Source organism: Xenorhabdus griffiniae, assembly GCF_001028135.1.
In the GTDB taxonomy this organism is placed as follows: Bacteria; Pseudomonadota; Gammaproteobacteria; order Enterobacterales; family Enterobacteriaceae; genus Xenorhabdus; species Xenorhabdus bakwenae.
Genome location: NZ_LDNM01000107.1, coordinates 1 through 21826 on the forward strand (window position 1 = coordinate 1; position 21826 = coordinate 21826).

The 21826-nt window shown below is 48.2% G+C and carries 28 protein-coding genes and 2 pseudogenes; 29 read left to right on the forward strand and 1 reads right to left on the reverse strand.

Going from position 1 to position 21826, the window contains the following annotated elements; all coding sequences use genetic code 11:
* The 20 genes and pseudogenes from AAY47_RS16815 to AAY47_RS22465 all read left to right on the forward strand — a co-directional run.
* A pseudogene (locus AAY47_RS16815) lies at nucleotides 1-354 on the forward strand (TerL protein); the annotation flags it as partial.
* On the forward strand, nucleotides 354-2030 hold the full coding sequence (locus AAY47_RS16820; RefSeq protein ID WP_047771309.1) for a DUF1073 domain-containing protein: 1677 nt from the start codon (nucleotides 354-356) through the stop codon (nucleotides 2028-2030). The pseudogene AAY47_RS16815 and the gene AAY47_RS16820, both read left to right, overlap by 1 nt.
* The gene (locus AAY47_RS16825; protein WP_327213549.1) at nucleotides 1927-2643 is read left to right on the forward strand and encodes a phage minor head protein; all 717 of its coding nucleotides are present in this window, start codon (nucleotides 1927-1929) and stop codon (nucleotides 2641-2643) included. Before AAY47_RS16820 ends, AAY47_RS16825 begins: the two co-directional genes overlap by 104 nt.
* Nucleotides 2644-2786: 143 nt before the next feature.
* On the forward strand, nucleotides 2787-4010 hold the full coding sequence (locus AAY47_RS16830; protein WP_047771347.1) for a DUF2213 domain-containing protein: 1224 nt from the start codon (nucleotides 2787-2789) through the stop codon (nucleotides 4008-4010).
* Nucleotides 4011-4014: 4 nt separating this feature from the next.
* A complete protein-coding gene (locus AAY47_RS16835; protein ID WP_047771313.1) occupies nucleotides 4015-4506 on the forward strand; it encodes a structural cement protein Gp24 in 492 nt (163 codons plus the stop codon).
* Between the two features lie 11 nt (nucleotides 4507-4517).
* Nucleotides 4518-5456 carry a DUF2184 domain-containing protein gene (locus tag AAY47_RS16840; RefSeq protein WP_047771315.1) on the forward strand — a complete coding sequence of 313 codons (939 nt, stop codon included), beginning with the start codon at nucleotides 4518-4520 and terminating at the stop codon, nucleotides 5454-5456.
* Between the two features lie 2 nt (nucleotides 5457-5458).
* Nucleotides 5459-5821 (forward strand): STY1053 family phage-associated protein, encoded by a 363-nt coding sequence (locus tag AAY47_RS16845; protein ID WP_053014322.1) that lies wholly within the window; start codon nucleotides 5459-5461, stop codon nucleotides 5819-5821.
* Nucleotides 5802-6212, forward strand: a complete 411-nt coding sequence (locus AAY47_RS16850) for a DUF4054 domain-containing protein (RefSeq protein ID WP_047771319.1) — start codon at nucleotides 5802-5804, stop codon at nucleotides 6210-6212. The genes AAY47_RS16845 and AAY47_RS16850 overlap by 20 nt, the downstream gene beginning before the upstream one ends.
* On the forward strand, nucleotides 6209-6754 hold the full coding sequence (locus tag AAY47_RS16855) for a hypothetical protein (protein ID WP_047771321.1): 546 nt from the start codon (nucleotides 6209-6211) through the stop codon (nucleotides 6752-6754). The genes AAY47_RS16850 and AAY47_RS16855 overlap by 4 nt, the downstream gene beginning before the upstream one ends.
* Nucleotides 6755-6756: 2 nt before the next feature.
* Nucleotides 6757-7137, forward strand: coding sequence for a hypothetical protein (locus tag AAY47_RS16860; protein ID WP_047771322.1), 381 nt, complete (start codon nucleotides 6757-6759; stop codon nucleotides 7135-7137).
* Complete coding sequence (locus AAY47_RS16865) at nucleotides 7134-7673, forward strand: hypothetical protein (protein WP_047771324.1); 540 nt, start codon at nucleotides 7134-7136, stop codon at nucleotides 7671-7673. Before AAY47_RS16860 ends, AAY47_RS16865 begins: the two co-directional genes overlap by 4 nt.
* Nucleotides 7674-7676: 3 nt before the next feature.
* Nucleotides 7677-9143, forward strand: coding sequence for a DUF3383 domain-containing protein (locus tag AAY47_RS16870; protein ID WP_047771326.1), 1467 nt, complete (start codon nucleotides 7677-7679; stop codon nucleotides 9141-9143).
* 4 nt (nucleotides 9144-9147) lie between these two features.
* Nucleotides 9148-9588, forward strand: coding sequence for a DUF3277 family protein (locus AAY47_RS16875; protein ID WP_047771328.1), 441 nt, complete (start codon nucleotides 9148-9150; stop codon nucleotides 9586-9588).
* A 17-nt stretch (nucleotides 9589-9605) separates the two neighbouring features.
* On the forward strand, nucleotides 9606-10013 hold the full coding sequence (locus tag AAY47_RS16880) for a phage tail assembly chaperone (RefSeq protein WP_047771329.1): 408 nt from the start codon (nucleotides 9606-9608) through the stop codon (nucleotides 10011-10013).
* A 56-nt stretch (nucleotides 10014-10069) separates the two neighbouring features.
* Nucleotides 10070-10219, forward strand: coding sequence for a DUF6889 family protein (locus AAY47_RS22305; RefSeq protein ID WP_167400592.1), 150 nt, complete (start codon nucleotides 10070-10072; stop codon nucleotides 10217-10219).
* The gene (locus AAY47_RS16885) at nucleotides 10206-12548 is read left to right on the forward strand and encodes a hypothetical protein (protein ID WP_053014323.1); all 2343 of its coding nucleotides are present in this window, start codon (nucleotides 10206-10208) and stop codon (nucleotides 12546-12548) included. Before AAY47_RS22305 ends, AAY47_RS16885 begins: the two co-directional genes overlap by 14 nt.
* Nucleotides 12548-13162, forward strand: a pseudogene (locus AAY47_RS16890) (phage baseplate protein). Before AAY47_RS16885 ends, AAY47_RS16890 begins: the two are co-directional and overlap by 1 nt.
* Nucleotides 13159-13461, forward strand: coding sequence for a phage baseplate plug family protein (locus tag AAY47_RS16895; RefSeq protein WP_047771331.1), 303 nt, complete (start codon nucleotides 13159-13161; stop codon nucleotides 13459-13461). The pseudogene AAY47_RS16890 and the gene AAY47_RS16895 overlap by 4 nt, the downstream one beginning before the upstream one ends.
* A gap of 173 nt (nucleotides 13462-13634) precedes the next feature.
* A complete protein-coding gene (locus AAY47_RS20100; protein WP_053014324.1) occupies nucleotides 13635-13931 on the forward strand; it encodes a superinfection immunity protein in 297 nt (98 codons plus the stop codon).
* 21 nt (nucleotides 13932-13952) lie between these two features.
* On the forward strand, nucleotides 13953-14642 hold the full coding sequence (locus AAY47_RS22465) for a lysozyme inhibitor LprI family protein (protein WP_053014325.1): 690 nt from the start codon (nucleotides 13953-13955) through the stop codon (nucleotides 14640-14642).
* 21 nt (nucleotides 14643-14663) lie between these two features.
* On the opposite strand, the gene AAY47_RS16910 is transcribed toward AAY47_RS22465, so the two are convergent.
* Entirely contained in the window at nucleotides 14664-15029 is a 366-nt protein-coding gene (locus AAY47_RS16910) for an Arc family DNA-binding protein (protein WP_047771333.1), read from the reverse strand.
* Between the two features lie 101 nt (nucleotides 15030-15130).
* Between AAY47_RS16910 and AAY47_RS21845 the strand changes: the two genes are divergently transcribed.
* The 9 genes from AAY47_RS21845 to AAY47_RS16950 all read left to right on the forward strand — a co-directional run.
* Nucleotides 15131-15283 (forward strand): Arc family DNA-binding protein, encoded by a 153-nt coding sequence (locus AAY47_RS21845; RefSeq protein WP_152669830.1) that lies wholly within the window; start codon nucleotides 15131-15133, stop codon nucleotides 15281-15283.
* The gene (locus AAY47_RS23365) at nucleotides 15264-16478 is read left to right on the forward strand and encodes a KilA-N domain-containing protein (protein WP_053014326.1); all 1215 of its coding nucleotides are present in this window, start codon (nucleotides 15264-15266) and stop codon (nucleotides 16476-16478) included. The genes AAY47_RS21845 and AAY47_RS23365 overlap by 20 nt, the downstream gene beginning before the upstream one ends.
* Nucleotides 16479-17060: 582 nt before the next feature.
* Nucleotides 17061-17321 (forward strand): hypothetical protein, encoded by a 261-nt coding sequence (locus AAY47_RS16920; protein ID WP_047771335.1) that lies wholly within the window; start codon nucleotides 17061-17063, stop codon nucleotides 17319-17321.
* A gap of 104 nt (nucleotides 17322-17425) precedes the next feature.
* The gene (locus AAY47_RS16925; protein ID WP_047771337.1) at nucleotides 17426-18379 is read left to right on the forward strand and encodes a phage protein; all 954 of its coding nucleotides are present in this window, start codon (nucleotides 17426-17428) and stop codon (nucleotides 18377-18379) included.
* Entirely contained in the window at nucleotides 18376-19131 is a 756-nt protein-coding gene (locus tag AAY47_RS16930; RefSeq protein WP_047771338.1) for a phage baseplate assembly protein V, read from the forward strand. Before AAY47_RS16925 ends, AAY47_RS16930 begins: the two co-directional genes overlap by 4 nt.
* A complete protein-coding gene (locus tag AAY47_RS16935) occupies nucleotides 19131-19478 on the forward strand; it encodes a hypothetical protein (protein ID WP_047771340.1) in 348 nt (115 codons plus the stop codon). Before AAY47_RS16930 ends, AAY47_RS16935 begins: the two co-directional genes overlap by 1 nt.
* Nucleotides 19479-19481: 3 nt before the next feature.
* On the forward strand, nucleotides 19482-20669 hold the full coding sequence (locus AAY47_RS16940; protein WP_047771342.1) for a baseplate J/gp47 family protein: 1188 nt from the start codon (nucleotides 19482-19484) through the stop codon (nucleotides 20667-20669).
* Nucleotides 20666-21316 carry a DUF2612 domain-containing protein gene (locus AAY47_RS16945; RefSeq protein WP_047771344.1) on the forward strand — a complete coding sequence of 217 codons (651 nt, stop codon included), beginning with the start codon at nucleotides 20666-20668 and terminating at the stop codon, nucleotides 21314-21316. Before AAY47_RS16940 ends, AAY47_RS16945 begins: the two co-directional genes overlap by 4 nt.
* 7 nt (nucleotides 21317-21323) lie before the next feature.
* Nucleotides 21324-21826, forward strand: a 503-nt coding sequence (locus AAY47_RS16950; protein WP_047771346.1) for a phage tail protein, incomplete at its 3' end; no start/stop codon positions are given.

Genomic DNA, 21826 nt, shown 5'->3' on the forward strand with positions numbered 1-21826 from the left:
CCGGGGGATGCATTCAGCGAACCCCGACTAAATAAAGATTTTTTCGCCAACGCGAAAGCGCAGACATGGTGGGCGCTGCGCACCCGCTTTCAGAAAACCCACAGGGCAGTGAGTGAGGGGCGTTTTTACGATCCTGATGAGCTGATAGCTATTTCCGGTGAAATGCCGCTGAAAGATAAACTCATTATGGAATTGTCACAACCTACCTATTCTGTGAATGGTGTCGGGAAAATAGTTGTGGACAAAAAACCGGACGGGACTAAATCCCCCAATCTGGCTGACTCAGTCATGATCCTTTACGCCCCGATGGATATTTCAATGGAAATCTGGGAAATATTAGGACGAGGTTATTAATGGCGAAAAATAATCGCAAACCGCAGCTCACCGCAGACAGCTACGAGAACATGATGGCGCGTGTCGGGATGCACGCACCGAACCAGCACGCGGCGTCTACGTATCGTCCAAACTGGACGAGCCGTAACCAAATGCTGATAGAAAATGCGTACCGTTCGTCTTGGATTATCGGGGCAGCGGTGGACTCAGTGGCTGATGATATGACCCGCAAGGGTATTCGCATCACATCTGAAATAGACCCCAAGGCGCGTGGCGTGCTGGAATCTCTATTCGACGAACTGGAACTGTGGGAAAACCTGAACAACATCATCAAATGGTCACGGCTCTACGGCGGGGCAGTCGGATTAATCCTGATTGAGGGGCAGGCGCCATTTGCTCCGTTACGTCCTGAAACTATTGGCAAAGGCAAATTCAGAGGGCTGTTGCCACTCGACCGTTGGCAGGTTGAGCCTGATTTAAACCGCCGTATTAAAGAGATTGGTAAGGATTTAGGTAAACCCGAATTCTACCAGATCACTAACACAGGGCGTGGTGTACCTGCGTGGAAAATCCATCACAGTCGCCTGATTCGGTTCGATGGTGTAACGCTGCCGTACCAGCAAGCACAGACCGAGAACGAGTGGGGCATGTCGATTGTTGAACGTATTTACGACAGGCTCACGGCATTTGATAGTGCCACAACCGGTGCGGCACAGTTGGTTTATAAGGCGCATCTGAGAACTTACAGTATCGACAAACTGCGAGAAATCATTGCGATGGGCGGTGAGCGATTGGACGCGTTGCTCAAACACATGGACATGATCCGTCAGTTCCAGAGCAACGAAGGCATGACACTGATGGATAAAACCGATGAGTTTGAAACGCATCAATACTCGTTCAGTGGTCTGGATAATGTGCTGGCACAGTTTGCTGAACAAATATCAGGCGCGGTGGGTATTCCTTTGGTACGTTTGTTCGGGCAGTCGCCACAGGGTTTTTCTACCGGCGATGCGGATCTTGCCAACTATTACGACAATATCGGCACCCAACAGGAGCGGCGGTTACGCCAACCTATCCGCCGTTTATTGGATGTGATGCACCGCTCTGAGTTTGAGAAACCATTACCGGATGATTTTACATTCGAGTTTAATCCGCTGTGGCAAATGTCCGATCTCGACCGCTCCACAATTGCAGTGAATACCGTCAACGCCCTGAATGGCGCACTCGATGGCGGTATGATGAATTTACAGGCAGCCATGAACGATTTACGCGAAATGGCTGATGTTACGGGCATTGGTGGCTCAATAACCGATGAGGATATCAACAACGCTGATGATGGTGCACCGCCTCAACTCGATGAGCTGGACAGCACGATACTACCCAATACCCTCGTTGAGAATACGGGCAATACCGATCTGAATGGTGCTCAAATATCGAGCATGGTTGAAATTGTCAGTTCTGTAGCATCGGGGGTGCTCCCCCGTGAAACCGGAATTCAAATGCTGATATCGGCCTATCACATGGAGCAATCGGAGGCTGAACAAATCATGGGGAGTGTAGGCAATGGTTTTGTCGCGAAATCGGAAACGGAAAGTGCCGAAAATATCCAGTCAACCAGAAAAACAGTATCGAACAAGCCTACGGGCGATAGCACAGGCGGTAGGCGACATCGTAAGAAATTCCTACGATGGTTCTAATGATTCCGTCACGGAAATCATGGATGCACTGGACAGTTACAGCGAGTTAATTACGCCGTGGGCGCAGCGAGTGGCACAACGTTTTGCGTTGGATGTGAATCGCCATAACGAGAAAGAATGGCGTCAGCGTAGCCAGTTAATCAGCCAGGAACTTCGCCATTTAGTGAACAACACGCCCGTTGGGCATGTGATGCGCTCCATCGTTGATGAGCAAATTAAATACATCAAATCACTACCTATAGCGGCGGCGGATCGGGTGTACGACATCCACAATCAGGCGATAGAGGCTGTTGTTACTGGTGGTCGGCATGAGCTGTTCGCACAGGAAATTGCCAGAACGGGCGAGGTGGCGTTATCCAGAGCCAAACTCATCGCCAGAACAGAACTAGGCAGGGCACAAGTTGCGCTGACGCAGGCACGAGCGCTAAACATTGGCTCAACCGGTTATATCTGGCGCACGGCTGACGATCCGGACGTTCGCGATTCTCATCAAAAAATGGAGGGGCAATTTGTTGAATGGGCTTTACCTCCGACACTGGACGGCCTGACAGGGCACGCGGGCACACTGCCTAATTGCCGTTGTTACTGTGAAGTCGTCATACCGGAAGATTAAATTATGAGCGATTTTGAATTCTATAGCTGGATAACTCCAATACTTGGGGGACTCTGGTTCATGCTGCACGGCACATGGATCGATTTTCTGTATGGGATATCGTGTTGGAGTATTTCCGCTGTCTGGATGTGGTGGAGGATACGTTGAAATATTTCTTTACTACCCGTCTTGGCAACACCCGTTACCAACTGGCGGACGGCTCTCTATTGTGTAAAGACGTTCCCATCGCCAGAACGGGCACGCAGCTTTACGCGGATTTTGATTTGCCCGATTTAGAGCCAGATGATGATGGCGAGATTGTTGTTGAACGCTCACCTGACGAGGTTTTCAGCGAGGCAACATTAGCCTCGTTTGAGGGGATGACCGTCACGATACAGCACCCCGAGGATGACAACGGCAACATCATGTTTGTTGACCCTGAAAACTGGCGCGAATTGGCCTATGGGCATGTTCAAAACGTCAGGCGCGGTGAGGGTGAACAGTCTGACCTGATGCTGGCTGACCTCATCATTAAAGACACTGAGGCTATGTCGGCCATAGACGTAGGGCTTGATGAGGTATCGTGCGGCTATAACGCGGAATATCGGCAAACCGCCAAAGGCAAAGCTGATCAATATCAAATCACAGGTAATCACGTGGCGTTAGTCCAAAACGGGCGCGCCGGTATACGTTGTTCAATTGGAGATAGTATGTCTAATACAGCACAAAAATGGTTGCAGCGCCTGAGACGAGCGCATAAAACCAAAGACTCGGCGGCGATGGAAGAAGCGTTGAATAGTGCCCCTGAATCGGTTACTGGCGATGAGGGCACAGGCGAAATACCCAAAGCCATTAACATCAATATCAGCCCTCAACACCCTTTACCGAACAAAGATCCGGAGATGTCTACTGGCGGCACGGCAGATACTGAGGTTCCATCATGGGCGCAGGCGATACTTTCTCGTCTAGATGCGCTGGAGGGTAAAACCAGTGATAACGAAACCGACCCTGAGAAAAAGGAGCAAACAGGGGACGGGGATGACGAAAAGGACGAGAAAGAGGAAAAAATCACAGGCGATTCAGCGTACAAAGCTGAGTTGATTATTCCGGGGTTCGACTTGTCCAAACCGTCCCGGTTGACAGCATTTAAACGTCAAGTGCTGGTCAGTGCAGATCAGGCGATGGTGCGTAATATCGTTGGTGATGCCGAAATCAGAAAACTGCCTAAACATGTTGTTGATCTGGCGTTTAATGCCGTGGCTGAACTGGCAAAAAACCGCAACGTTAAGGCAACGGGTGATAGTTCCTCCCTTAAAAAATCCTCTGGCAATACTATTGCCGACCTGAATAAACAAAACGCCGACTTTTGGGCAAATCGGAGTAAATAATACTATGACAGCATATTTAACGCGGATGCCTCTTGGCATTCCCGGTGGCATCTCACGCCTACAGGACATGACCGTTGAACCTATTTTTCTGAAATCAGCAAACTTGTTCCCAGCCTATGGCTTGGCAGGAAAATACGAGGGTGATTATTTCGTGCCACTGGCTGAGGGCGATACGGTGGACCAGATCCAGGGCATTTATGTTCGCGTCTACCCCACAACCAGTATGCCAGACAGAGAACGCATTATTGGTACGGATAATAACTACACTGGCGATAATTTGAAACGTGGCTACATCATCGTGAAACTCGACGGCGACGCGTCTAGCATCAAAAAAGGTGCAGCGGTCTATGTGCGGATAGGTAAATCCACTGAAAAAAGTCCCCTAGGTAGCTTTCTGAATGTGGCTATCGAGGGTGAATCCGTGTTATTGCCCAATGCACAGTTTACCGGCGCGGGCGATGCTGACGGTAATGTTGAAATTTCTTACAAGATTTAACGAGGGAACTTATGCTTACTTTTGACCAACGCACCATAGATAGCAGCGGCGCTTTTCTGATAGGCGAGCTGGAACGACTGGATCAGACCGTTAATCTACCTTTGGTGCAATACACGTACAGCCGTGATATCCAGTATCGCGAGGACGTGACTATTGCCGACGATATGGCGACTTGGACAAATACCCAATTTGCCGCAGCAGGTTCAATCAACCCGAACGGTAAAAACTGGGTGGCTGGAAACTCAACAGCACTAGCCGGAATTAGCGTCAATATTGAGCGTGACGGACACCCATTGACCCTATGGGGAATGGAATTAGGTTGGACAATTATTGAACTGAACGCAGCACAACAGGTCGGTCGCCCTATCGATTCCCAGAAACATGACGGCATGACGCTGAAATGGAACATGGACGTAGACGAGCAGGTCTATGTTGGTGACGCGAGTCTGGGATTACAGGGGATGCTGAACCAGAAACGCGCTAACCTCAGTAACGCCCGTAAACCTTGGGCGCAGTCTACGCCAGACGAAATTCGCGAGAGCATCAACCAGTTGTTGAGCGATGCGTGGGCACATTCAGCCTATACGATGGTGCCGACTGATTTGTTAATTCCGCCTGAGCAGTACGCATTGCTTTCATCAATTATTGTTTCCACGGCGGGTAACCAGTCGCTGTTAACGTATCTGCAAACTAACACCATTGCGTATCACCAGAATGGTACACCATTGAATATCCGTGCGGTGAAATGGGCGAAAGGTGCAGGCGTTGCAGGTAAAGACCGCGCCATAGCCTATACCAATGACAAAAAATTCATTCGTTTCCCAATGGTGCCTCTACAGAGCATTCCGATCCAGTATCGCGGCTTGTATCAGATGGTGACCTATTACGGAAAATTGGGTGCGGTTGAGCTGGTCTATCGTGAAACTCTGAACTATATGGACGGTATTTAATGATGAAAATCAGAGTACATACACCATTTCGATTCACTCATGATAACGGCGAATCTCAGGCATTCACTGTCGGAAACTATGATGTTAGTGAATCAGTCGCCCAACATTGGTTCGTACAGGCTCATGCGGAAACCATCGGCGCGGTAGAGGATACGGTACAGGATGATCATGAAGCTATCTATACCGAACTCAGAGAAATTATCGCAGAACGTGATAACCAACTGGTGGAACGTGGCACCCAGATTGCTGAGTTGAAACAGCAACTTGAGGAGCGGGATACTCGGATAGATGAGCTGGTTTTGGGTCTTGCAAAACCAAATCAGACCAACAACACCGGGGGTAAAAATGGGGGCAACAAAAAATAGGGTTCTGCCCACCGTAGCTCAGTTCCGCCTCGATTTTCCTCAGTTCTCTGACACCGTCAAATTCCCCGATACTCGAATCCAGTTCCGGTTGAATCTGGCTGATAAACAGCTAGACGAAAACAGGTTCGGGGATATGTTCGGCTATGTGGTGGAATTGATGGTAGCCCATTACATGACACTGTGGGCGGCGGATAGTCGGTCGGTAGCAGCGGGCGGAACAGGTGGCGCTAATAGTGGCGTAGTATCCTCTAAATCGGTGGATAAAGTCAGCGTCAGTTATGACACTGGCGCGACCCTGAACCCTAACGCCGGATTCTGGAACAACACCCGCTATGGTTCTGAGTTCTACGAACTGTTGATGTCGTTTGGCGCAGGAGGTATCCAGTTATGAAAAGCGGGCTGAAAATCAGAGTTGACAGGGCTAACGCCATTTTAGACGCGCTAAAAACCATCGGCAATCGTGACGTACTGGTGGGCGTTCCCGCTGAAAACAGTAGTCGTGATGATGTGCCGTTCGGCAATGCTGGGATTGGCTATATCAACGAATTCGGTTCCCCTGCTCAGAATATTCCGCCCCGTCCGCATCTCCGCCCCGGGGTTCATTCAGTGGAAGATAAAACCACAGAACAACTGAAAATCGCGGCGGAAGCGGTACTGGACGGTAAACAGGACAAGGCGGAAAAAGCGTTGAATAAAGCGGGGATGCTGGCAGTTCAGGGCGTGCAACGTTACATGACGACGCATGATTTTGAACCACTGGCAGACCCAACCGTTGCCGCCCGCGCCAGACGAGGGCGCAAAGGGGCGAAAGCTGAGATGGAGAATCGACGGGCAGGGAATACACCCGATAATTCTAACGCCCGACCACTGATAGACACAGGTTCGTACCGTCGTTCAATCACCTATGTGGTTCGGAATAAATCGGAGAAATAACCATGCCACTATTGGATGTCACGGATGTGCTATTCGACCCTGATTTTTGCGACACATCATTGATATATCGACGCAGACAGGTTGGGGTAGATGCAGATGGGTTTCCAAAATCGACCGATACCGTCAGTCAATTCGCTGGGGTAGTGACGGTTGATCGGTCGGTAGAGGCGCAAATTCGTATGTCAGGGCAAACCGTCACGGGCAATATTCTGATTATTACGATTGAGCGGTTGAGTGCGGGTGAAACGGGTCACGTGGGTGATATTGTCACCTACCAGAACCGTGAATATCTCGTTAAATCCGTAGACCCCTACACAGCGTATGGTGCGGGATTTGTTCAGGCGCACTGTGAGTTGTTGCCATTTGATGGAGGTTCGCCATGAACACCTCAGAACAGGCAGGGTGGCTAACGCCGGATGATGAACCCGCCTACGACGAGGAATTGGACAGGCGGCTCAGTCAGTGGCTGCGCGGGGTGTCGGGATTATCAGCCGGAATGGTTCGCCCCCGATGGACGCCTGTTCCGGTTGCACAGCCGCCTGCCAGTACTGACTGGTGCGGGTTCGGTATTGTTGAGCTGCCTGCGGACGATAATCCGGCCTGCGCCGGCCAAACCGATGAGCACGGGGAACTCTGGCGCCATGAGGAATTCGAATGCGCAGCCTCGTTTTATGGCCCTCGCAGTCAGGGGTATGCAACACGTTTTCGCGATGGCATTTCGCTGAGCCAGAACAACGCTGAACTCAACCAAATGGGGTTATCCGTGGTGAAACATTCCCGCATCACCGCGTTCCCTGAACTCATTAATAACCAATGGGTACGCCGCTATGACATTACCGTCATATTGCGGCGCAAATCGGTTCGTCGATACGGCGTTAAATCGTTGCTCGACGCACCATCTATATTTTTCGGAGATTAGCCCATGCAGGGGTTACCTATTTCTAGCATTGTTAATGTCAAAATTAACATGGCTCCACGTGCAGCTTCGGCCAGAAATTTTGGTTCGTTGTTGGTCGTCGGAGACAGTAATGTAATCAACACGCACGAACGGCTGCGTTATTACACAGATATTGAGGGTGTTGGTGCCGATTTTGGCATGGATACCCCTGAATATCAGGCCGCAGCGCTGTACTATTCGCAATCACCCCAACCCGTTGATTTGTATATCGGACGCTGGGCAAAAACAGCGGTATCTGCGGCTGTGCGGGGGGCCGTATTGACCAAATCAGAACAGGCTATGAGTCGATTTACCTCGATTACCGATGGCTCATTCAAACTCACTGTTGACGGTAAATCAACGGCCATTATTGGCATCGATTTTAGCAACGAGACCAATTTAAATGGCGTCGCGGAACGTGTGTCTGAAAAATTGAAAAACGCCTCAGTACGCTGGGACAGCACGTCGTCCCGTTTCGCCGTTACACTGCAAACCACGGGGAAACTTGGCTATGTCACCCGCGCAGACAGTGGCAACTATATTGGCGATATTCTGAAATTGGATGATATATCAGGCGCTACAGTTATTGACCCCACCCAACCTGAGACTATCGCCGAGGCCGTAGCGGCGCTGGGTGATGCGTCGAGCGCATGGTACGGGCTGGTCGTCGCTGACAATACTTTGTCTGACAGTGATGTGCTGAGTGTGGCTCGCTACATTGAATCGGCGTCTGTTTCCCGTATTTACGGGCATACAGTCACTAAAACGGATGTGCTCGACACTGATGTTGATACCGACATCGGCTCTCAACTCAAAGGCACATTCCTGAGCCGCACGCTGTGGCAATACTCAGCACAACCCTATGCGGTGGCATCGCTGTTTGGTCGCATGTTCACGGTGAATTTTCAGGGCAATCGCACCACTATCACCCTGAAATTCAAACAGGAACCCGCTATTAGTGCTGAGTTATTGACCGCTACACAGGCGAATTCACTCAAATCGAAAAACGGCAATGTTTTTGTCCATTACAACAACGACACCGCCATCGTCCAAGAGGGTGTGATGGCGAACGGGACGTTCATTGACGAACGCCACGGGCTGGATTGGCTACAAAACTATGTCCAGACCAACCTCTATAATCTGATGTATACCAGCACGACTAAAATTCCACAGACCGACGAGGGGGTGACCCAATTGTTGGCCAACGTGGAGCAATCACTGGCTCAGGGCGTCACCAATGGGTTGATAGCCCCCGGTCTCTGGGGCGGAGATTCATTCGGGGCACTGAACCGGGGCGAAATGCTGACTAAGGGGTACTATACCTATGCTCAACCAATATCAGAACAGGTTCAGGCTGTGCGCGAGAAACGGATAGCCCCGGTTATTCAGTGTGCTATCAAATTGGCAGGTGCGATCCATTTCGCTGATGTCATCATTAACGTAAACAGGTAATCACATGGCTACATACTCATTTCTGGATGTATCCGCCACGATAACGGGCATTGGGGGAATGGTCGATTTGGCTAACGGGGCGGCGACCTCGGAGGAGGGGATCGTTATCGCCATGTCAGAGGCCAAAAACACCATGACCGTAGGGGCTGACGGCGAGGTCATGCACTCACTGGCGGCGACCAAATCAGGCACCATCACAGTGACATTGCTGAAAACCTCACCTGCCAATGCCAAACTCATGTTGATGTACAACGCCCAACAATTTTCGTCAGCGACGTGGGGGAATAACGTCATTCTCGTGCGTAACAAACACTCAGGCGATATACACACGGGGCGTTCGGTCGCGTTCCAGAAAATACCGGATATTTCCAACGCCAAAACCGGCAACACAGTCAGCTGGGTTTTTGATTGCGGCAAAATCGACATGATACTCGGCACATTTTAACGAGGGTTAATAATAGTATGGAATTCGAAATTAACGGCAAAAAATACCGTGCAGGTAAACTGAATGCGTTCCAACAACAGGATCTAGCAGTCGCATTGATACCCGCCATACCGGCGTTAAAACCGATTTTTGACACGCTCAAACCTACCGTCGGTATCACACCAACACTGGGCGATATGGCCGATTTTATCACACCATTGGCAGAGGCTATTCGCTCAATGGGTAAAGAGGCGCGATACGAAATTAATGACATATGCCTGTCTGTGGTCAGCCGTGAATCAGGGGGTGCATGGAGCGGTATTTACAGCGGTCAGCAATTGATGTTTGACGATATTAACGGATTGGATTTATTGAAAATTGTCGGGCATGTCATTAAATCGTCGCTCAGTAATTTTTTTCCCGACCTGCCAGAGAGCGACGCGTAATCCCTGGTCAGCCAAACCTAGATCTGGAAACCCTGCCTGATGGACGCGATCTGTTAATGCGTCCTGTTCGTCACGGTATGTGTAAATATGAGTCATTAAAAAATGGCGATATCGATCTGGCCGATATCGCTCTGATGAATGACGCATTGGACGTAGACGCCGAAAACGAGGCACTAATAAAACGGTGGCATGATGAGCAACACTAATGCAGAAACAATCCGCGATTTTCTGATTTCTCTGGGTTTTGAGGTCGATGGCGCGGGTGAGAAAAAATTCAGTGCGATACTGGCAGGAGTCACTGCCAACGTTTTTAAACTCGGTGCCGCCGTGGCGAGCGCCGGCGCTTCGGTGGTGGGCTTTACGGCGATTGTGGCTAATGGTCTGGATAAATTGTACTGGCAGGCTCAACGCACAGGCGGAGCCGCAGAACAGATTAAATCGCTGGGCTACGCGGTCAGTCAGGCAGGGGGCAGTGTCGAGGGGTTGAACGCGTCGCTGGAGGGCGTCGCCAAGTTTTTACGCAACAACCCCGGTGGCGAGGGATTCTTGCGTAACATGGGTGTCCAGACCCGTGATGCCAATGGGAATCTGCGCGATACCGCGAGCTTGGTTGCATTGATAGGCGAACGGTTGTCAGCGCTACCAACGTACCGGGCAAATCAATATGCCAGTATCCTAGGTATTGATGAAAATACCCTCATGGCGATGCGTCGGGGTGTGGGCGAATATGCCGCTGATTATCAGAAGATCATAAAAGCGCTGGGCTATGACCCCGAAGTAGCAGCCAAGCACGCCAATACTTTCATGACCGAGTTCTCACGATTCAGATTGGTTATAAAGTCCGCGAAAGAAAAGGTCGGTGGTGAACTGGCACGGATATTAACACCGAGTTTAGAGAAATTCACCAAGCTGATCCTAGATAACTGGCCGACTATTGAAAAAGTCATTATGTCGGTAGTCGATGCCATCATGGCTATGGCGGATATTCTAGGCCAGTTGGTTTTTCGCGGCGCCAAAGGCATTCAGGATTTGATCGGTTGGTGGGGTAGGCTGGATGATGAAAGCAAAACGCTCATTAAAACATTCGGTTTAGTCGCGGCGGCATGGTGGGCGCTTAACAAGGGCTTCCTGACCTCACCTATCGGTATTATCATCGCCTTGCTAGCAGCAATGTTCCTGCTCTATGACGATTACCAAGGGTGGAAAGAAGATAAAAATAGTTTTATTGACTGGAGTAAGTGGGAAGGTACGCTAAAGGCACTGGGGAAAAAGCTCGAGTCCTTTAAAGAAACGCTATTAGGGATTAAAGATGCTGTCGGCGGTTGGGAAAATATTTTCTGGGGATTTGCCTTGTTTCTTGGTGGCAAGTGGTTAACCAGCGTACTAGGGTCATTAACTAAGTTATCCACGCAGTTAGGTAAAGGTAACTTAGTTAAAATATTACGAGCTGCGGGATGGCTGGCGTATGCAGAATATTTATATTCTGATTGGGACAACATAAAAGCCAGCGCGGAATCTTCATGGAACTCTAACGTTAAAGATGTAAAACACCTTATAGGTAACGCGGGGCAGGCTTTGGGCGTAGAAAATACATGGGGTAGTCAACACCAGGGCTATCATTTCACAGAAACCACAATAGATATACCAACAGGCGATCCATACCTTGATCAGCTTCAGCGTAAAGTTCAGCGTAAAGAACTGACGCTAGAGGAAGCCAACAAAATTCTTGACGAAAAATTTGCTCCAAATAAAAACGGTGGAAAAGCACAGGAAGCACTAACACGAGGTGAACGCAACAACAACCCGCTGAATATAGAGTTCGCTAAACAACGGGGCGCAGTGAAAGAAGATCACCCTGAAAAACGCTTTGCTAAATTCAGCACGCCTTACATAGGCCTAGAACGCACTGCTTGGCAATTACGCCGTTATTTCAATGGACTGACAGATGACGTTAAACGCCAATCCGTCGATTTAATTGTACGAAAATGGGCACCCCCGGGTGGAAAAGATAAGAACCACACAGAGGATTATATTGATAGAGTGGCGCAACTGCTGGGTGTAGGCAGGCATGATCGCCTGGATTTAAATAACGACGATGTTATGTTCGCGTTGATGAACGCCATGAGTCGGGTAGAAATAGAAAAACCGCTTCCGTATCCCAAGCCTCTTGTCATGGCTGCAATCCAGGGACAGGGCGACCCGACACAAGCGCTGGCTAAAAACCTGAACTTTGGACTACGGGCACTTGAGAACTCAATGGCGAATATCAGCAGTATTATAGGTCCTGTTGACCCGAAAAAGTTCGATAATACAATGGCAAATGCCAATAACATGATGAGCTATAGGAGTAATCCCCCTGAGCTAACAAGGTTGGCATCCTCTAATACCACCCATAGGCAGACCACAGTTGCACCGGTATATAACATTAATGTCACGGGCGTTGAATCCCCGCACGAAGCAGCCGCACTTACTGGCGAAACAGTGCAGCGCAACACGGCGATATTGGTACGTAATCTACAAACTAAGGTGAGTTAATGGACATTTTATCAACGTTACTCTTTCAGAATACGCGAAAAATAGGGCTGATAGTGCCGAGCGTAGTGATATCGGAAAAGCACATTGACGCAACCGAAATTACTGAGCATCCGGTACAGCATGGTGCAGCTATCAGCGATCATGCTTACGATAAGCCGTCAGAAGTGACAATGGAAATCGGCTTTGCTGGTGGCGGTTCGATGATTGATGGCTTTGATATGCCAACGAAAGTGTTTGATTTTGACACCGAAGAAGTCTTGGGCAAAAGCCCTAAAGAGATATACCAACAATTGCTCGAACTCAGAGCTGCTAAGGAGCCGTTCGACGTCATCACGGGCAAACGTCGGTACAGAAATATGCTGATCAGGGCAATAGAGGTTAAAACGGATAAAACCTCAGAGAATGTGCTTATGGTCACTTGAACCTTGCGAGAAGTGATTATTGTCGATATCGCAACGGTCGAGGGGGTGAAAGTCCCGCCACCTGAGCGAATGAAAGACCCGCTTAGTAACGGACCTGTTGTGGATAGGGGGACGGTGACGCCAGTAGTGCCCAAAAACAACGACACGTTGCTAAACCAAGCGATAAACGGGATTAAGGAGTGGTTGTCATGAACATAGTTGAGATCCCGGTATTAAATGAAAACCAATTATTTGATATTCAGCTAGGCGGCATAGAATATCGCATGAGAATACAGTACAGGGGAATTGCGGGCTGGATACTAGATATTATGCGCCCGAATGGCGAGCCGATAGTGATGGGCATACCATTAGTTTTTGGCGTAGATATTTTGGAGCGGTATAGGTATCTAGGTTTTAACGGTAATTTGATTTTTATGAATCATAATCCAAAAAATGAGACAAACGGGGAAGAGTTAGGTAGCAGTAACAGGCTATACTTTATCAAAATTTGATGCTTATGGCACCGGAGGCTCCTATGCTAAGTGAGTATATTTTACCCTTGCCCTAGTCGCATCCTTAGCGTGTGTCGGATTTAACATTTATATCTATATAAAAATAAAAAAAACTGGTTACTAATCAGTTGGTTTTCTTCATAACAAGTGGAAATTAACTTGAGGAGGTATTAATGGAAGGCTTTATAGGCTTACTTCTGGCAATTGCTGCACTCTTTGTCTATTTCTTTCCGACCTATGTAGCCTCTAGAAAGATACATAGTAAGATCTATATCATTGCTTTTATAAATCTCATAGTGGGATGGACAGTTATTGGATGGCTAGGATGTTTGGCGTGGGCAATGAATGAAAATAAGGGAGTAGCTCCGGTTATGGCTAAGATCGATGAGGATTTAACAAACTGCCCATACTGCGATGAATTAATCAAAAAGAAAGCCATATTCTGTAAGCATTGCCGTAAAGACCTATAGCTTATTACCAACGGAGTTATGATGTTAAAGAAAATAGCCGTCGCACTATCTCTGGTAGCTACTACTGCAACCTCTACTAGTTTCGATTGCACCAAAGCAACGAGTAAGGCCGAAAAACTAATATGTTCCACACCAGCTCTATCTCAGGCTGACGATACGCTTTATGTTGATTATCTTCAAGCTAAAGTTGTTACGGGTAATAGTAATGACTTTAAAAAGTTAGTTAAGCAAAACTGGAAACTGCGCGAGAAGAATTGTGAAACAGAAGAATGTTTGCTTGGTTGGTATAAACGGTCTACCGAATTATATAGACAGATCGCAGCTATTAGACCAAAACAAAATGTACAAGCAGAGCAACAAGCACAGCCCGAACGTAAAGCACCTGAGCGAAGCAAATCTGTACGGCAGACCATAGATGATTTCTTTGATGATAATCCGGAACTATCTGAAAATATATACCTCAGAAAAGCCATAAAAGATGCAGTATCTGGGGAATCTTTCTCTGATACATTCTCTAATGCTCTTACCTCAAAACAGGAAGGGGTAAGTATGCTCAGAGCTATGAAAGATAATGTAACGGAAAATGGGTATAACTACGCAAGATTGGCAGTTAGGTCATTACAAGATAGTTGTAACATAGGTATGGGAAGTGTATTTGGTCTTCGAGGTACTGAGTGTCAAATACTAAGTAGATACCGAGATACGTATTAGTCTAAAAGGTAATACGCCCCATCACGGGGCTTTTTTTCTATCGGGGAGGGGGGTTAATTCATCCATGTCAACACCTAATTTCTCAAGTCTAGCGGTTAAATCTTCCAGATACCCCATGATCTCAGTTCTAAGCTCCTCGTTTAGTTTCATCGCATTTTTAACATTCTGAGATTCTTTAGGGGTAGATGTGTTTTCGTCTATGTTTTCTAATTTTTGATGCTCATTAACTAGATTGGGCATGCTGTGGTCTTGTGCCGCTAAAGCGAACTCTATAAGAGTAATAGCCTCTGCATTCGCTGTTCTGTTATTTGCTTTAGCTGATGCCTCTATTCTGTCCTTTAGATCTCTAGTCATTCGTATGTTCAGTTGAACGTCTTTTTTAGTCATGTTGGTAGCCCTAAAATGAAACTATTGACATGTTAGCATTTGATAGCTAGACTTGGCAAATGGTAGCAAATGATATCATTTGATAGCATAAGAGAGGAAACATGCAAAAAGAAACCGTTAAGCAAAAAAATATACGTCTGCCCGCAGAGTTATTCTGGAAGATAAAAGATGCAGCATTGAAAAATCGCAGGGCTGAATATCAGGAAATAATTATTCGTTTGGAGAGGTCATTTGATGAAACAAGTGAACAATAAAAGCAAAACCCCAACGGCTGCAACCATCGGGGCTTCAAGAACAACGTTAAATTTAACAGGAAATAACGCTATGAACATTTTAGCACCTACAACACAAGCTGTCACCATGTCAAGCCGTGAGATTTCTGACTTAGTTGAATCACGCCATGATAGCGTAAAAAGAACTATCGAAAGGTTAGCAAAACGTGGTGTTATCCAACTTCCACCAATGGTGGAAGTTAATAATAATCAATCAGATAGCCCGAATGCGCGCAGTAATGTTTATGTTTTCTCAGGCGAAAAAGGCAAGCGCGATAGCATCGTTGTAGTTGCTCAATTGTCGCCTGAATTTACTGCACGTTTAGTTGACCGTTGGCAGGAGCTGGAGAATGAACTGGCAAAACCACAAGCACCTCAACCTGCTGTTAGCAACATCATACTTATCACAGATGCACTAGGGCGGATTAACCTGAATATGTTGCAGCGGTCTAGTGGTATTGACGTCGATGCTAAAAGGCCATATCAATGGGTGCGCAGTAAACAAGCTCAAGAATTGATTGCAGAACTAACGCCAAATTTGGCGTCAGGTCAAGAAGTGGTCACAATGGTACGAGGCGGAGCAATCCAGGGAACTTTTGCGCATGAACTCTTAGCCGTTGCCTATGCAGGTTATATAAGCTCTGAGTTTCAAACGCAAGTCACGCAGGCACTTACTGATAAGCAGTTACGTAGCAAAAAAAGTATTGAGGTTAACCACTCGGAATGTAACGTGGCAGTATCATTCAATAGAAGTCTGCCTAAGGGGGTTTACCTGCAAAACAGCAAGGTCAACCCGTACCGGGCGATGGTTTGGGTGAATTCCAAGCAAATTTCTGTTGGTTGCTACCCCACAGTTGAAGCCGCTGTCGATGCACAGAACCGATTTTTCGATACGGATAACATCGAACACACCAATAACCAGCCATCGAAACCCCTTAACTTTAACTTTAGCCGAGACGGCCAGTACTTAGTTACGGTCACGAACGGGAAAGTTTCGAAATATAAAATCATGGATGATAAAACGCTGGTAAATGCAGAGTCTTATTGGAGGCTCCGCAAAGACCTTAACGTCACCCGTGACATGCTCACTGAGCTACTTAATAGGATGCGATTCATCCATGAGGATAAGTGCATTACCGGTTTTGATTACCCCATTAACGAAATAGTTTTACGCTAAGTAACATGTTCCCCGCACACGCGGGGATAAACCGATATCAGCTATTCGGAACAAGTTCTTTCGGAGCTTAAAAACCGTATGAGATTTGTTCACGATGAACGCAGTATAGCCAGTATCGACTACCCTATAAATGAAGTGCTTTCACGCTAAGTAGTAATATGTTCCCCGCGTACGCGGGGATAAACCGCATCCTGAGTACGATCAATGAGGCAACTGGAGATGTTCCCCGCGTACGCGGGGATAAACCGCCCCTTAACTTTAGCCGGGACGGACAATACTTATGTTCCCCGCATCTGCGGGGCTTTTTTTGTACGCCGGATAAGGAGATCGGTATTTGATCTATAAAAAAGAATTGACCAATTTAACAGTGGTTACCGACGTTAACAATAGGTTTTTACCTGTATTTGGTGTAGAAATAGTTTAATATTCGAAGCGTATCGCAATTTAAAATTAACTTTCTTTACAATATGTTACAATTTCGTATTAAATATTACCGCTCTACAACGGCGAAGCCCTGACTGTCTGGCAGGACGTCAGGGCTTCTTGTGAAACAGTCTAATACCCAATTCGAGGAACATAGACATGACGATTATAGCAGTTAATGAAACTAGTAACGCAACAACAAATGCTCAAATTTATGACGATACGCAAACTATCGCCAGCGATAGTGTTCTGCCCGAGGGTAAAGTTTTAGTCGACGCCGAGGCGTATTGGAGACTCCGCAAGGATCTAAAAGCGGTGGAGAAAATCGTTGCGGAGCTGCTTAATCGGATGCGTTTCATCCACGATGGAAACAGCATAGCTGAACACGACTACCCCATACACGAGGTATTTTTACGGTAAGGGTGAGCCTAACTTACTGATATTCTCAGAATCCCCCGTTGGGGGAAGCTGGATAACGCAACCCGCTCAAAAGGCGGGTTTTTTCTTTTATACGGAGTCACGCTATGTCAAAACAATGGCTACGTGAATGCAAGCTGATTGTGGCAGATGAACAGGGTAACGGCCTCGACCTCTCTGAGCTGAAAATCAAATTCAGCATTACCCGTCCTAGTTTCGCGTGGCCTGCCACGGGCATTTTCAAAATCTATAACCTGAACGATGAGACACGCAATAGGATACGCAAGCACGAGTACAAAATCGTAAAATTCTCAGCGGGATACCGTGGTAACTCAGGACAGATATTCTCCGGTCAGATCCAATACACCTACACGGGGAGAGACAGCCCCACTGATACCTATGTCGTGATACAGGCAGGCGATGGTGACCGGGCGTACAATAATGCGACAATCAGTATCACCATATCGGCGGGGTACACACAGGAGGATGTAGACCGGGTACTCATGCGGGATATTGAGCAATACGGAGTTCTCGCCGGTTTGCGTCCTGAATTTAAACAGAATATTGCACCTCGCGGTAAAGTATGTTTTGGTATGCACCGCGATGAACTCAGCAATCTGGCAAAACAAAACAATGCTGAATGGCGCTACGAGGACGGGCAATGTCACATTATCCCGAAACGTACCTATCTCACTGAGGCGGTGGTACTGACCTATCAAACCGGGCTGATTGGAATGCCGGAACAAACGATTGGCGGCGGGATCAACGTTAAGTGCCTCATCAATCCCAAGATTCGCCCCGGAACATTAATCCGGCTGGATAATGAGTCTATCAATATGGCGGGGTTATCTACGGGTGGGATTGCGCAGGGCAATAGCACTAACGGTTCCACGGAACAACCCGCTCCGATTGATGCTGACGGCGACTACGTTGTTATCAACGTCAGTTATTTCGGGGATACGCGCGAGACCATGTACTACATGGAAATGGTTTGCGTGGCTAAATCTGACCAAACAATACTCAACCAATCCGCCGTACAAGCGGACGTGAGGCCAGCATGATCACACATTTTGAACGCATTAATCCGCCAGAAACGCCGTTCCTGCTAATGCAGGAGGCGATTAGTTCAGGCCTGTATGTGGCAATACCTGGCATTATCCAGTCATTTAACGCCGATGCGGTGACCGTGACGGCACAACCCGCGATACGTTGGTCAGTCACGGACAGTGACGGCAAAACGGAGTCAGTGGCGCTCCCGTTGCTGGTGGACGTGCCCGTTATTTTTCCTCGCGGCGGCGGCGTAACTCTGACGTTCCCCGTTAAATCGGGGGATGAGTGCCTGGTTATTTTTTCTGACCGTTGCATTGATTACTGGTGGCAGAACGGCGGCATTCAGGAACCCGTAGACCCGCGTCAGCACAATCTGTCTGACGGGTTCGCCATTGTTGGCCCTCAGTCACAGGCGCGAAAAATAGGTAATATTAGCACCAGCACAGCACAACTGCGCACAGATGACGGCGCAGCGTACATTGAACTGTCACCCGGTAACCATAACATCACGGTTAAAACCCCCGGTAAATTAACTGCAACGGCTAACAGCGGCACCGAGATCAATTCACCTGAGATTGTGCTCAACGGCAACGTGACGATTAACGGTAACCTGTCACAGGGGATGGGCGCGGATGGTGGGGCGGCCACGATGAATGGCCCTGTTACCGTGAAAAATGATGTAACTGCGGGGGGTATCAGTTTGATGAAACATCGACATGGTGGTGTTCAGTCAGGTGGCGGAACAACCGGAGGGCCTCAATAATGCGATACCGACGAGAGGATAGTAACGGCGATTACAGTTTCGGACAGGGTGACAATACCTTCTGGATCAATTCGCCTGACGCAGTCGCACAGGCAGTTAAAACCCGGCTCAATTTATGGCGCGGGGACTGGTTCCTAGACATAGCGGAGGGCACCCCCTACCGCGAGGCGGTATTAGAGAAAAACTATGCTAGTGCAATGGCCATTCGTGAGCGCATTCTCGGCACTGAGGGCGTGACTGAGATAGTTTCACTCGATGCCAGTCGTAATCCCGATACCCGAAAAATTACCCTCACTGCCACTATCAACACCCACTACGGCAGAGCCACAGTAACCAGCGAAAGATAAATTATGCTCAATCTAGAATCATTAGGGCTTGCGGCCAAAATTACCGCGAGCGGCATTACCGCGCCTGATTACCCGACCATATCTGCGCGGCTCAAAGGTTATTTTCGCCAGATTTACGGCGAGGACGCCTACCTCGAGCCGGACAGCAAAGACGCGCAGATGATCGCTATTTACGCGCAGGCATACCACGATGCGAACAACGCTGTTATTGCTGCGTTTAACTCCTATAGCCCGTCAACGGCGATGGGTGCGGCATTGTCCAATAACATAGCAATCAACGGTATGACACGTCACAGTTCAACGAAATCCACCTGTGACGTGGAGATCATTGGTCAGGTCGGTACTATGATCAAAAACGGCACTGTGCGCGATGTACAAGGATATTCGTGGAACCTGCCAGATATTGTCGCTATTGGCACCCACGGAATGGTAACAGTAACCGCAACGTGTCAGACAACAGGGGCAATTACCGCAGCGGTAGGTGATATTACTGAAATCGGTACACCCACACGTGGCTGGCAGAGCGTGCAGAACCACTCAGTCGCTACCCCCGGGCGAGCCGTAGAAAAAGATGCCGATGTCAGAATACGCCAGCGTAAATCCGTTGCGTTGCCATCACGAACGGTACTCGACGGCATGCTGGGTGCTATCAGTTTGATACATGGTGTTTCTCGTCTGAGGGGGTTTGAAAACGATACCGGTGAAACCAACGAGCACGGCATATCGGCGCATTCCATCGCGGTGATCGTTGATGGGGGTGACGCTATGGAAATAGCCAGAGCCATTGCATTGAAAAAAACACCGGGCGGGGGAACCTATGGCGACACCGTCATCAAAATTACCGACTGCTACGACATTGTACGCCCTATACGGTTCTCTCGCCCGGTAGATATAGAGACGTTTATTGAAATCCACCTGATCCCGTTTGAGGGCTATACAACTGCGGTAGGTAACAAAATCAAAACCGCGATAGCGGACTACATCAATTCGCTGCGTATTGGTGACAGTGTTTATCTCACCAAAATTTTTGTACCAGTGAACCTGCCAGGTGACGAGGAGGGGAAAACCTACGACATTACCGAAATTAAAATTGGGCGCTCGTTGGATTCGGCAGCAACCGGCAATTTAAAAATCCGATTCAACGAGGTAGCGACCTGTAAACCCGACAATATAAAACTGGTGGTGACATGAGCGACTATCTAAAACTCATTACCCCTCAGCACCGTGATTCACCTAAATTCGTTGCCCACATTGACCTCATTACCCGCGTGCTTTCAGACATTACCCAAACAGCTCGACAACTCAATGCAGCCTACTCACTGGACAACGCAGTAGGCGAGCAGCTTGACGCAACGGGGGAATGGATAGGGTTATCGCGATACGTGCGCACACCTATTGTTGGCGTGTATTTTTCGCTCGATACCGCAGAATTGGGCTTTGATCACGGTAGTTGGCAGCGACGGTACGACAGTGAGAGCGGATTTACTGAGCTGGACGATGAAACGTACCGTACGTTGCTGCGGGTGAAAATCAAGGCCAATCACTGGGATGGTTCGGGTGAAATGCTGGAACGGATCTACCAGCGGATATTACCGGATGGGGAATCGCGAATATTTTTCATGGATAACCAGGACATGTCGATGGACGTATTTCTAACCGGAGGTGCAATACCAGAGGTCATCAAATCGGTTATCCGTCAGGGTTATCTGAACATTAAACCCGAGGCAGTGCGGGTTAATAATTATATTAACTCAGCGTCCGGCGGGCTATTTGGTTTTGATATTAACAATGATTATGTCGCGGGTTTTGATACTGGCGGCTGGGCTGTGAAATTGTGAGGTAAGTATGGCAAAAAATGAGTTTCTACCGTTCGGACTCGCGGACGGATCGAACGTATTATCGAACGAGGAATATGGGAAACTGGCCGCACGAACTAATGGGTTTAGCTCCGGTGTGGCTAAATCACAGGAGTTAAACAAAGTTTGGCGTCAGGCGTCAGTAATTACAACTGTGGTAGCACAGTTTATTGCTGAAACGACGGGTAGTGACGTTTTAGATGATGGTAATTTGGTAACGTTGCAAAACGGATTACTCAACGCATTACGGGCTACGGTTGATTCTACTGTACCCGCCGCGTCATTGACGACTGCGGGTATCACCAAATTGAGCAATGCTATTGATAGTAATGCTGAAAATATGGCAACGACGCCTAGAGCGGTAAAAACTGTTGCCGATACTCGCCTCGAAAAAGCGAAGAATGGCGCGGACATTATTGATAAACCGGAGTTTGTGAAAAACCTCGGTTTGTCAGAACTGGGCTATCGAACCATTGGTAACGGGCCAAACCA